General features: G+C 73.6%; 7 protein-coding genes and 1 tRNA gene. 6 read left to right on the forward strand and 2 right to left on the reverse strand.

Features of this window, described 5'->3' with window-relative positions; translation table 11 throughout:
• Positions 1-285 precede the first annotated feature (285 nt).
• Positions 286-368 (reverse strand) — tRNA-Leu (locus HPT28_RS01550).
• Positions 369-792: 424 nt separating this feature from the next.
• Here HPT28_RS01550 and HPT28_RS01555 point away from each other — a divergent pair.
• From HPT28_RS01555 to HPT28_RS01570, 4 genes are all read left to right on the forward strand, one after another.
• A complete protein-coding gene (locus HPT28_RS01555) occupies positions 793-1,581 on the forward strand; it encodes an ABC transporter ATP-binding protein (protein WP_219088408.1) in 789 nt (262 codons plus the stop codon).
• A 63-nt stretch (positions 1,582-1,644) separates the two neighbouring features.
• Positions 1,645-4,176 carry an ABC transporter permease gene (locus HPT28_RS01560; RefSeq protein ID WP_219088410.1) on the forward strand — a complete coding sequence of 844 codons (2,532 nt, stop codon included), beginning with the start codon at positions 1,645-1,647 and terminating at the stop codon, positions 4,174-4,176.
• 189 nt (positions 4,177-4,365) lie between these two features.
• Complete coding sequence (locus HPT28_RS01565) at positions 4,366-4,866, forward strand: YbaK/EbsC family protein (protein WP_219088412.1); 501 nt, start codon at positions 4,366-4,368, stop codon at positions 4,864-4,866.
• Between the two features lie 270 nt (positions 4,867-5,136).
• Complete coding sequence (locus HPT28_RS01570; RefSeq protein WP_219088414.1) at positions 5,137-5,301, forward strand: hypothetical protein; 165 nt, start codon at positions 5,137-5,139, stop codon at positions 5,299-5,301.
• Positions 5,302-5,357: 56 nt separating this feature from the next.
• Here HPT28_RS01570 and HPT28_RS01575 read toward each other — a convergent pair whose 3' ends face one another.
• Positions 5,358-8,741 carry an AfsR/SARP family transcriptional regulator gene (locus HPT28_RS01575; protein ID WP_257577901.1) on the reverse strand — a complete coding sequence of 1,128 codons (3,384 nt, stop codon included), beginning with the start codon at positions 8,739-8,741 and terminating at the stop codon, positions 5,358-5,360.
• 365 nt (positions 8,742-9,106) lie between these two features.
• Between HPT28_RS01575 and HPT28_RS01580 the strand changes: the two genes are divergently transcribed.
• On the forward strand, positions 9,107-10,264 hold the full coding sequence (locus tag HPT28_RS01580) for a transposase (RefSeq protein WP_219088418.1): 1,158 nt from the start codon (positions 9,107-9,109) through the stop codon (positions 10,262-10,264).
• Between the two features lie 102 nt (positions 10,265-10,366).
• A complete protein-coding gene (locus tag HPT28_RS01585) occupies positions 10,367-12,214 on the forward strand; it encodes an acyl-CoA dehydrogenase (RefSeq protein ID WP_219088420.1) in 1,848 nt (615 codons plus the stop codon).
• Positions 12,215-12,249: the final 35 nt, after the last annotated feature.

Consider the following 12,249-nt stretch of genomic DNA (forward strand, 5'->3'; position numbering starts at 1 on the left):
GATGAGCCCGGTGACCACGACGAGGAGGGTGCCGCCCCCCGGCCCCGCCCCCGGGCCCGCCCCCGGCGAGCGCCGCGCCGGGCGGCGGCGGGCCTGGACCTCAGGGCGTCGGCATGACCGGGCGGCCCGTCTCGTCGGCCGTGAGGGGCCAGCCCGAGTCGTGGGGCACATTGGGCTCGGCACCCGGGACGCAGTCGGGTGCGGTGCCGGGGGTGGGCCAAAGGGGGGGGACGCGCGCGGGCGGGGTGCTGGAAGCGACCCGTCCGGCGCTGGGGAGCGCCGGTGTGCCCGGAGCCGGACTCGAACCGGCACGGCCCACGAGGCCAACGAGGTTTAAGCTCGTCGTGTCTACATTCCACCATCCGGGCACCGACTTCCGGGCCTGCCAGGCGGCGGGGACCCGCTCCGAGGGTGCGCAACGAGAGTAACCGGATCCGTGCTTCCAACGTCGCGTTCGGTGAACGATGTTGTCTTATTTTATTGCCGTCTGACGCACCGTCAGACGTTGACCGGCACGATCAGGCTCCCCGGGCGGCATATGCCAGTGGATCAGGAATGTCGCAAAGTCGTCGGGTGGGCGCCGGGAGGGCACGGCCCGGGCCCGTACGGGGCCTGCCCAGGGGGCGCCGGAGACGGGTCGGGGTCGGGGTCATCCGAAGGTAGGACGGGGCCACCGGGGCGGGTACACCGGAAGGCGGCCCCAAGACGGGCGGCAGGGCTGATCCCCGGGGCCGGGCGCGGGCCCACGATGGAGTGGTACCCCTCCGCCTGACCGAACAGGAGCCCGTTCCCGTGACCACCAGCACCACCCAGCCAGGCGCGCCCGCCACCGTCCGTACCGGGGCGGCGGCCGCCAGCGCCGCCGACCTGTCCAAGGTCTACGGCACGGGCGAGACGAAGGTGATCGCCCTGGACCGGGTCTCCGTGGAGTTCCGCCGCGGGGAGTTCACCGCGATCATGGGCCCGTCCGGGTCCGGCAAGTCGACGCTCATGCACTGCATGGCCGGGCTCGACTCCGTCTCCAGCGGCTCCGCGCGCATCGGCGACGCCGAGCTGACGACGCTCAAGGAGAAGAAGCTGACCCGGCTGCGCCGGGACAAGATCGGCTTCATCTTCCAGGCGTTCAACCTCCTGCCCACCCTGAACGCGCTGGAGAACATCACGCTGCCCCTGGACATAGCGGGCCGCAAGGTGGACCGGGCCTGGCTGGACCAGGTCGTGGAGACGGTGGGCCTGAGCGGGCGGCTGAAGCACCGGCCCAGCCAGCTCTCCGGCGGGCAGCAGCAGCGGGTGGCCGTGGCCCGCGCCCTCGCCTCCCGTCCCGAGATCATCTTCGGTGACGAGCCCACCGGCAACCTGGACTCCCGCTCGGGCGCCGAGGTGCTCGGTTTCCTGCGGAACTCGGTGCGCGAGCTGGGCCAGACGGTCGTGATCGTCACCCACGACGCGGTGGCCGCCTCCTACGCGGACCGCGTGATCTTCCTCGCCGACGGCCGGATCGTGGACGACATGGCCGAGCCCACCGCCGACAGGGTGCTGGAGCGGATGAAGGGCTTCGACGCCAAGGGGCGCACGACCTGAGCCCGCCCCTCGCCGTCGCGCCCATACCCTCCCGCCCCCCTGAACCTCCCGTAGGACTCCACCATGTTCCGTACCGCTGTGCGCAACGTGCTCGCGCACAAGGCCCGGTTGCTGATGACCGTGCTCGCCGTCCTGCTCGGCGTGGCGTTCGTCGCCGGCACCCTGGTGTTCACCTCGACCGTCTCGACCGCGTTCCAGAAGAGCTCCGAGAAGGGCTTCGAACACGTCGACGTGGCCCTCCGGCCCGACGCCGACGCGTCCACCACCCCCGGTGACGCCCCGGCGCTGCGCCAGGAGCTGCTGGACGAGGCCGCCGGGCTGCCCGGGGTCGCGCGGGCCACCGGCACCGTGTCCGGGTTCGCCGCCCTGGCGGACCGGGACGGCGACCTCGTCGGCCAGGGCTGGTCCTCACGCGGCACCAACTACTCCCCAGGGGCCGACGGTTCGGACGACCGCTACCCGATGCGGAGTGGACGCGCGCCGCAGCGGCCCGGTGAGATCGCACTGGACGCGAAGACCGCCGAGCGCACCGGCTACGAGGTCGGTGACACCGTGCGGATGTCCGTGGACGGACCCGTGCGCACCGAGACGGTCACCGGCGTCTTCACCACGGACGACGGCAACGTGGCCGCCGGCGGCACGCTCGTCCTCTTCGACACCGCCACGGCCCAGCGCCTCTACGGGGAGCCGGGCCAGTACGACGAGATCACACTGACAGCGGCCGACGGCACCTCGCAGGCGGAGCTGAAGCGGACCGTGGAGGACATCCTCCCGGACACCGCCGAGGCCATCACGGGGGCCAGGCTCGCCGACGACCAGTCGCGGATGATCGAGTCGGAGATGAGCGGCATGCAGACCAGCATGCTCGTCTTCGCGGGCATCGCCCTCTTCGTGGGCGTCTTCATCATCGCCAACACCTTCACCATGCTCGTCGCCCAGCGCACCAAGGAGCTGGCGCTGCTGCGGGCCGTGGGGGCGAGCAGGCGGCAGGTGACGCGGTCGGTGCTGATCGAGGCCACCGTCGTCGGTCTGGTCGCCGGGGTCGCGGGCCTGGCCGCCGGGGTCGGCATCGGGGCCGGGCTGCGTTCGCTCATGGGCTCCCTCGGCGTCACCGTCCCGGACGGCCCCCTCCAGGTGGGCACGGGCGCGATCGTCACCTCGCTGCTCGTCGGCGTCGTGGTCACCGTGCTGGCGGCGTGGCTGCCCGCCCGCCGGGCCGCCAAGATCCCGCCGGTCGCCGCGATGAACAGCGTCCACGCGACGGCCACGGGCCGCGGGCTCCTCGTCCGCAACACGATCGGTTCGCTGCTGGCCGCCGGCGGTGCGGCGCTGGTGCTGGCCGGCACCGGCATGGACGCGGACGCGGCCAAGGGCCCGATGGGGCTCGGCGCCGCCCTCCTGGTGATCGGCGTCTTCGTCCTGACGCCGCTGCTGTCCCGGCCGCTGATCGCCGCCGCGTCCCCGCTGCTGCGCGTCTTCGGGATCTCCGGGAAGCTGGCCCGGCTGAACGCCGTCCGCAACCCGCGCCGCACGGCCGCCACCGCCTCCGCGCTGATGATCGGGCTGACCCTGATCACCGGGATGACGGTGCTGGCCGGGGGCGCCCAGAAGGGCATCGAGAAGATGGCCACGGACGCGCTGAAGGCCGACTACGCCGTCTCCATGGCGAGCTTCAACCCGCTGGCCCCCGAGGTGGCGAAGTCGCTGGCCGACGACGAGCGGGTGACGGCGGTCAGCCCGCTGCGCAGCTCGCCGGCCGAGATCGACGGGTCCACCGAGTACCTGACCGGCGTCAACGGACGGGACCTCGGCGAGCTGCTGTCGCTGGACTTCGCCTCCGGCTCCCTGGAGGGCCTCAGCGGCGACGCGGCCATCGTCGACGCCGACACGGCCGAGGCGTACGGCTGGACGCGGGGCTCCACCATCCCACTGACCTACGAGGACGGAGAGCGCGGGGAGCTGAGCATCACCGGCGTCTACGAGGGCAACGAGATGCTCAGCGGCATCATGCTCGACACCGCCACCCTGGACCCGCACATGGAGCGGGTGACGGACCTGCAGGTGCTGGTCAAGACCGAGGGCGGGGCGAGCGAGGCCACGCAGAACGCGCTGGAGCGGGCGCTGGGCGACAACCCGGCCATCCTGGTGCAGGACGAGGGCGACATCTCCGAGGAGATCGCCTCCATGTTCACCCTCATGCTCAACATGCTCTACGGGCTGCTGGCCATGGCGGTCGTCGTCGCGGTGCTCGGCGTCGTCAACACCCTGGCGATGTCCGTCTTCGAACGGTCGCCGGAGATCGGCATGCTGCGCGCGGTGGGCCTGGACCGCCGCTCGGTGAAGTCGATGGTCCGGCTGGAGTCCGTCGTCATCTCCCTCTTCGGCGGGGTGATGGGCCTCAGCCTCGGGGTCTTCTTCGGCTGGGCGGCCGGGGAGATCGTCGGCGGCGTCCTGCCGACGTACGAACTGGTCCTGCCCTGGGGCCGGATGGGCCTCTTCCTCCTCCTGGCGGCCCTGGTCGGCGTGCTGGCCGCCATGTGGCCCGCCCGGCGGGCCTCCCGCCTCAACATGCTCGCTGCCATCAAGGCCGAGTGAGGGCAGGCCGGGCGGAGCGGTGAGGGCGGGCGGGGCCCGGTGCTGGCGCACCGGGCCCCGCCCGCCGTCGCGAGCCCGTCACGGGCCGGCCGCGGCGCGGGTGCGGCGGGAACCGCTGGGGAGCGAAAGGGGATGGTGCCGTCGCACGCTTCACCGAAGCAATGCAAGCGCGTTCTGAGGAGGAACCCGGTGCCTGCTCTGCTCCACTCCCCCAACGCCAGGCCGAACGCGCGCACCGCTTCCGGCACATCGCGGGGGAACCCGTCCGGCTGGTCCCGGCTGCTGGGTCTGGCCGCCTGCCGGGGCACCCGCTTCCGGTTCCAGCCCGCCGCCTCCGAGGGCGTCGCCCGGTGCGTCGTCCTGCGGGTCAAGCGCGGCAAGCGGACGCTGCGGCACGTGCTGGCCGTCGTCCCAGAGGGCGGCGCCCTCGACCTCGTCGCGGTGGCCCGGCTCTACGGCGCCGGATCGGCGAGCTTCGTCACTCCGGAGACGGCCGCCTCCGTCACTGGCTTCAGCGGGCCTCTGGCGCCGTACTCGGCCGATCCGGCGGTGGAGTTGATCGTGGATCAGCGCCTGGGCGGGCTGCCGGAGATGGTCTTCAACGACATCCGGCCCGACGTGTCGATCGCCTTCGACACGGGCGACCTCCTCGCCCTCGCCCGCCCGCGGCTCGGCGCCATCACCGCCTGACCCCGGCCCTCTTCGTCTCCCGCTCTGCCGCTCTGCCGCTCTGCGGGGCGGGTCAACGGCGCCCGCGGCTCCGCATATGCCGGAAGAAACGGCCGAGGAAAACGCCGGTCGGCCCGTTGTACCGCGACGCAAGGAAAGGTGAATCGGCGGCTCCACACACTGGGAATGCGGCGGTAAGCTGGCAGTGACCGAGGGGGAACGACTCGGGAAGCCATGGTGCGACTCTCGTTGTGTCGAAAGAATCCACGACAGTCGAGAGGGGGCAAGGGAATGCGCATCAAGCTGAGCAACCTGGTCGGAATCCTCGCCGCAGCCGCGTTCTCATTGGGGGTTGCCATCACCGGGCCGAACGTCGCGGACACTGCGCCGGGTGTCGCCATCAGCGAGCAGGGCGGTGGAACCTTGGGCACGTTCGACGACAAGGGCACACCCTGACCGTCACCCGCTGACCGCAGCCACCGCGTCGGCTCTTCTGCGGAGGATCTCCCTCCTCAGAAGAGCCGACGCGCGTTTTCCGGCACGCCCATCTGCTCGAACAGCGCATCGGCCCGGCACCGATAATCGTGCGCCGCGTCCTCGTCTCCAACGCTATTGCTCGCATCGGCCAATCCGTCAAGAGCCTGCGCCATCTCATAACGGAATTTGATACTCATGGCCACGTCATAAGCGCGGCGCCCGCTGGCCAGTGCCAACTTCGGTTCGCCCAACGCCTGATAGACGCGGCCGGCGATGCTCTCCACCGTCGCGCGGCGGATCGTCACGTCCTTCATCGCGGGAATGTGCAGCGCCTGCTCGATGTACTCCCGCGCCTCCCGGTGGTGCCCGAGCATGATGTGGGCCCCGGCGTGCTGTGCCAGGATCAGCGCCGTCGTGGCGGGGCCGTCCAGCTCCTCGCACAGCCGCCTGGCCGCGCCGAGCTCCCTCAGGGCCTCCGCCGGACGGCGCAGCCCGAGCAGGGCGAAGGCGAGGCTGGAGCGCGCGACGATCGTGTGGCCCAGGTCCCCGATGTCCTGCCACAGCTCAATGGCCCGCTCCGCGGCGTCGGCGGCCTCCTCGAACTTGCCCAGCCGGGCGGTGACGGAGCTGAGCACGTTGAGCGTCCCGGCCTGTTCCCGCGTCGTGCCGAGCCTGCGCTCCATGAGGCTGGCGCCCTCCAGGCAGCCGAGCGCCTGATGGAACTCGCCCAGGCTGTTGTAGATCTGGCCGAGGCGCCCCATGCACCCCGCCTCGCTCTCCTCGTCGCCGAGCGAGCGGGCCAGTTCCAGGGCCTCCTCCAGGCAGACGATGCCCTTCTGGAAGGCCCCCACCATCCAGTGCTCCACGGCGAGGATGGTGAGCACGAGGCGCAGCATGTCCGGGTCACCCAGGCGGCGGGCGGCGGCGACGGCCAGCCCGCACACCCGGCGGGCGTCCTGCGGGTAGTTGCGGATCGCCGAGTGGAAGGACAGCGTCCGCGGCAGGTAGGCGGCGTGCCGGTCCATGCCGTGGCGGTAGGCCAGCTCGACGGCGGCGATCAGGTTGTCCCGATGCGCGTCGAGCCAGTCCAGCGCGGAGGCGCGGTCGGCGAAGGGCGGCGGCTCGGGGGCCCGCGTCGGCAACAGCTCGGCGTGCCGGGAGCGTTCGGGGAACAGGGCGTCGCAGGCGCGCTCGGCGTGCACCACGTAGTGGTCGAGCAGCCGCCGTACGGCCTTCTCCTCCCGTGCGGCGGTCGTCGCGCTGCGCAGCCCGAGCGCGAAACTGCGCACCAGGTCGTGGAAGCTGTAGTAGCCGGGCTCGGGTTCCTCGATCAGATGCGCGTCGAGCAGCACCTCCAGCGCGTCCTCGGCCTCCAGGGCGTCACGGCCGAGCAGCGCGGCGCCCTCGTCCGCCGTGATGGTCTGCCCCGGGTGCAGACCGAGCATCAGGAAGTCCGCCCGCTGGGCCTCGGTCATCGCCTGGTAGGACATCCGCAGGGCGACGGCGACGCTGCGGCCCGCGGAGTTGAGCTCGCTGAGCCTGCGCGTCTCGTCCCTCATGCGGTCGGCCAGCCGCTGGATCGTCCAGTGGGAGCGGTTGCGCAGCCGGGCGGCGGCGATGCGGACGGCCAGCGGGAGGCGTCCGCAGAGCCGGATGAGCTCGGCCGCGGCCTGTGGCTCCCGTTCCACGCGTTCGGCGCCGAGGGTGCGGCGCAGCAGGTCCAGCCCGTCGACGTCGGAGAGCGTGCCGAGGGAGAGCCAGTCGGCGCCGTCCAGGTCGACGAGGCGGGGACGGCTGGTGACGAGCGTGAGACAGCCGGAGGAGGCGGGGATCAGCGGCCGGACGTGGTCGGCGTCGGCGGCGTTGTCCAGCACGACGAGCAGCCGCAGCTGCTTGGTGATGGACCGCCACAGCGCGGTGCGGCCCGCGGGGGCGGTGGGCATCTCCTCGCTCTGCACCCCGGCCGCCGCGAGCAGGGCCTCCTGGGCCATGGACGCGCTCAGGGGCTCCTGGCCCGGGGTGTAGCCGCGCAGGTCCACGAAGAGCTGGCCGTCGGGATAGCCCTCGGCCAGCCGGTGCGCGGCCCGGATGGCCAGCGCCGTCTTGCCGCTGCCGCCCATGCCGTCGATGGCGATGATCCGCGCGCACTCGCCGGGGGACCGGCGGACGGCGGCGGTGATCCAACGCAGCTCGTCGGCCCGGCCGGAGAAGTCCCGCAGGTCGTAGGGAAGGGCGCTGGGCGCGGTGGTGGACACGGGCGACCGCTGCACGGGCGACGGCGTGCCCCCGGAGCCCGGTTCCGTGGACGGGGCTTCGCCGCCCGCCGGGTCCGAGCCGGCGGGCCCGGGCGGGCCGGTGCCGGGGCCACCGGTGCCGGAAGGGCCGGGGCCCGGGTGCGGCTCGGGTGCTGTGGGCGGCTCGGGCGCCGGGGCCGATAACGACGCCGTGGCCTCGCCGGACGCGGCGTCCGCCGTGGGCGGTGCGGCACCGGGCGCCGGGCCGGGCTCGACGCCCCCGGAGCCGGGCGGGGACGGCTCACCCGCACAGGACGCAGGGACCGCGGAGGCCGTGGGAGGCCCGGAGGCCGCGGGGGCCCCGGAGGCCGCGGGGGCGTCGGCACCCGCGGCAGCCCCCGCGACAGCCGAAGCACCCGACACCCCGGGGGCGCCGGGCCCGGCGTCAACGGACCCGGGGCCAAACGGGGCGGGAGCCGGGGCGGCGGAGGCGGCGGAGGCCGTGACGGCCTGGGCCGAGGAGGTGTCCGGTGCCTCAAGGGCCGGGCTGTGGCGCAGGATGCTCGCGTGGAGGCGGCTCAGTTCCACGCTGGGGTCGATGCCCAGCTCGTCCGAGAGCAGGGTGCGGACCCGGCTGTACTCCTCCAGGGCCTCCGCCTGCCGCCCCGTGCGGTAGAGCGCGAGCATGAGCTGGCCGCGCAGCGTCTCGCGCAGCGGGTACTGGTTGACCAGAGCGCGCAACTCCCCGATGACGGCGGGCGCCTGACCGGCCGCGAGCTGGAGGTCGAAAAGTTGTTCGCAGGCGCCGAGGCGCTGTTCCTCCAGCGCGGCCGAGGCCGAGTCGATCACGGGGCCGCCGAAGCCGGCCATCACGGGGCCGCGCCAGAGCTCCAGCGCCGACTGGAGCGCGGTGACGGCACCGGCGCGGTCTCCGTCGACGACGGCCTGCCGGGCCCGGCTCACCCCCGCACGGTACTGGGCGAGGTCGAGTTGCTCCTCGGCGATGACGGCGCGGTAGCCGGGGCCGTCGGTCTGGATCAGTTCGGCACCGTCGGGAATGCGCTGGCGCAGTTCGGCGACGGCCTTGCGGATCTGGTGGAAAGCGCTGCTGGGTGGCGAGCTGTCCCAGGCGGCCTCGACGAGCCGGGCGACCGGCACCACCCGGCCGGCCTCCAACAGCAGCATGACCAGAGTGCGTTCGCGCAGCGCGCCGCCGAGGCGCAGTGGCGCTCCGCCATACCAGCCTTCGAGCGTGCCGAGAATACGGAAACCGGGTCCATTCGTCGCCCGTGCAGCACCCAGCATCATGAGCTAGCCAGCCCCCCGTCGCTGTACACCGCCCTGCCTGAGTATCAGCGTTCGATTCTAAGCGCGCGGTCAAGGGCTCAGCAATGAACGGACAACGGTGAGCAACCGTGCGATCACGGGACTTTGAAAGGTGAACGGTAACCGATCGGAACCGGGGCGGTAAGGACGCAGGACGGGACGGAGCAACCCTCCAGGCAACCGTGGATGCACTGCATCCGGCAGGACGTCGGTTAGGGGGAACGATGGCTACAGGCCATGACCTGGTAGGGAATCTCTGTGAGGGGCTCTTCACCTCGCTGCTGCGCCGGGACCAGCGGCTGAAGGCGGAGAGCTACGTGCGGGCCCTGCTCGCGGCCCAGGGCCGCAAGACGCTGCGGAACATCGCCGAGCAGATGGGTGGTGAGGCGGCGCAGCAGAGCGTCCACCACTTCATCAGCTCCTCCTCCTGGGACTGGTCGGCCGTGCGCCGCTCCCTCGCCCAGCGCGTCGACGCGGTGCTGGCCCCGCGCGCCTGGGTGGTGCGCCCCCTCGTCATCCCCAAGGCCGGACCGCACACCGTGGGCGTGGACCAGCAGTTCGTGCCGCACCTGGGGCACACGGTCAACGCCCAACAGGCGTTCGGGGCCTGGCTCGCCTCCGAACGGGCGGCGGTGCCGTGCAACTGGCGTCTGGTGCTGCCCGCCAGCTGGCTGGAGGACCCGCTGCGGCGGCACCGCGCGTGCATCCCGGAGACGAGTCGCGCGGCGGGACTCGAGGAGTGTGCGAGCGACGCGGTGCGGCAGCTCGAGAGCACCCGGGCCGGGCGACGCCCCGTGGTCGTGGACGCCGAGGGGCTCGACGTGCGCCGCTGCGTCCGCCACTTCGGCGAACGCCGCTCGCCGCTGCTGGTGCGGATCGGCCCGCACACCCCGGTCCGGGTGGACAACACCCGGCTGCACGCCTACAGCGACAAGCCGGTGACGGCCGGGCAACTCGTCGCGACGATGAAGCAGTTCCGCCGCCAGGCCGCGAGCCCGGGCGGATACGGAGGGCACGGCGCGGACGTCGGCGTGGCGGCCGCCATCCCGGTGCTGCCGGGGGAGTTCGACGGGCCGGGCCCCCGGACCCCGATGCTGCTGCTCGCCGACTGGCCGAGCGCCCCGCACGGCGACGCCCGGATGTGGCTGGCACGGGGCGCGGGCACGCCGGTCCCTGGGCTGCTGCGGCTGGCCCGGCTCGCGGACACCGCCGAGCGGGACTGCGCCGCCGTCTCCGAACGCATCGGGATCCGGGACTTCGCCGGGCGCTCGTTCCAGGGCTGGCACCGCCACATCACCCTCGCCTCGGTGGCCCATCTGGCGGCTGTCCTGACCACGGCGGAACGGCACGCTCCGGCCCCCGCCCTCTCCCGGGTCGCCTGACGCCCGGCCGCCTGACGCCCGCCGCCCCGGGCGCGCCCGGGGCGGCGGCCCTTCAAGCACTGTGCGAGCCGCGTTCCAGACGCCCTGAGGACAGTGAGGCCCATGATGCGACTCCCGCCCACCGAAGACCGGGTGGCCGAGCTGGAGCGGCTGCTCGGAGACCCGCGAGAGACGACCCTCCCGCTCTCCGACGCGGCGGTGCTGGCGGCGGACCGACGCGGCGAACTGCCGCTGGGCGGCGAGCCGACGCTGGCCTCCTTCGGCCTGCACGAGGAGTTCGTCCCAGCTGACCTCGGCGGCCGGCTCACCGGTCTGGACACCGTGGCCCGCCTGCTGCGCGCCGTCTACCGGCGGGACAGCGCGCTCGGCGGCGGCTACGGCACCGCCACCCTGCTGCCCGCCCTGTCCGTGTGGCACTACGGCGACGCCGCTCAGCGCCGGGCCGCGGCCACCGTCGTGCTGGACGGCGGCCGACTCGTCGCCGCGCCCCGCGAGGCCCCGGCCGCGGCCCGGGCGGGCATCGGGCTCCGCGCCACCGTGGACGCGGGCGGACTGTCCCTGTCCGGGCACAGCGCGCCCCTCCTCAACGCACCCCGTGCCGACGCCTTCGTCGTCCTGGCCGAGCACGGGGACGGGCACGGCCACGGAGGCGGGCACGGGCCCGAGGGGAGGTCCGGGGCGGGACCGGGAGCGGGCGGTGGCGACACCGCGATGCTGCTCCCCCGCCAGGAGCTGCCGGCCTCCGCCGTGCGCGAGCTGCCGTCCCGGGAGCTGGCCGGTCTGCGGCGGCTGCCCGTGGGCGAACTGCGCTTCGACGGCTGGCCGGTGCGCGCGGGCCGGGTGCTGGGGACCTGCGGGCACGGCTCCGCCGCGCTCGTGCGGGCGCATCAGATGGCCCGTCCCCTGGTGCCGGCCATGGCGATCGGCTGTGCCGACACGGCCCTGCGCTCCGTGCTGTCCGTCGTCCTGGCCGGAGGAGACAACGGCCACTCCTTCGGTACCCGTTACTCGCAGGAGGTCATCGCCTCCGCCTTCGCGGACCTGCTGATCGCCGACTGTCTGTCCCTGGCCACCCTCCGGGCCCTGCACCTGCTGCCCGCACTCTCCAGCCTCTGGTCGGCCGCCAGCACCTACCTCGGGCACCGGCTGCTCCAGCAGAGCACCGGCGACCTGCTGCCCGTCCTCGCGCACGCCCGGCACGACGGCGTCGGCTACGGGACGTTCCGCAAGCATCTGATCGACCTCTCCGAACTGCCGCCGGGCCGGACCGGCGCGGTGGCGGCACTCTCCTCCCTGGTGCCCCAACTCGCCACCCTGGCCCGGCGGTCCTGGAAGCGTTCTCCGCACACGGCGCCAAAGGAGCTGTTCGCGCTGCACGACCCGCTGCCGCCGCTGGACGCCTCCCGGCTCAAGGTGGCGGCGGCCGACGACCCGTTGGCCTCGCTGCTCGCCGACGTCGACGGGCTCCTGGACGGCGGCCCCGCGCTCGGCTCCACCCACGGCGGGGTGGTGCGCGAGCGGGCCCGCGCCCTCGCCGGGCAGCTCGGCGTCCTGGCCGGGGAGTGCCGGGAGCTGCCCGAGCGGGACCCGGCGGTGCTGGCCAATCCGCGCGGCTACGCGCTGGCCGAGCGCTACACGCTCCTCACGGCGGGCGCCGCCTGTCTGGGCCTGTGGCGCTACGGCGTCCGGCGGTCCGGCTGCGGCTTCCTGTCGGAGCCCGCCTGGCTGGCCGCGGCGCTCGGCCGGATCTGTCTGCGGCTCGGCCTGCCGGGTTCGGAGGCCCGCCGGGAGGACACCGACGCCCTCGTGGCCCACGTGGTGACGCGGTACCACCAGGGCCGCTCCCTGGACCTGTACGGAACGGTGCTGGGCGGGGCCGCGGGCGACGGGCCGCCAGCCTCGGCGGCCGCCCCCGTCCCGTCGACATGGCAGGCGGTCGCACGGAGTTAGCGCCTCCCGGCCGGGCCGGACCGGGGAGGCGGAGA

The sequence above is a fragment of the Streptomyces sp. JJ38 genome (assembly GCF_019303475.1).
Classification (GTDB): Bacteria; Actinomycetota; Actinomycetes; order Streptomycetales; family Streptomycetaceae; genus Streptomyces.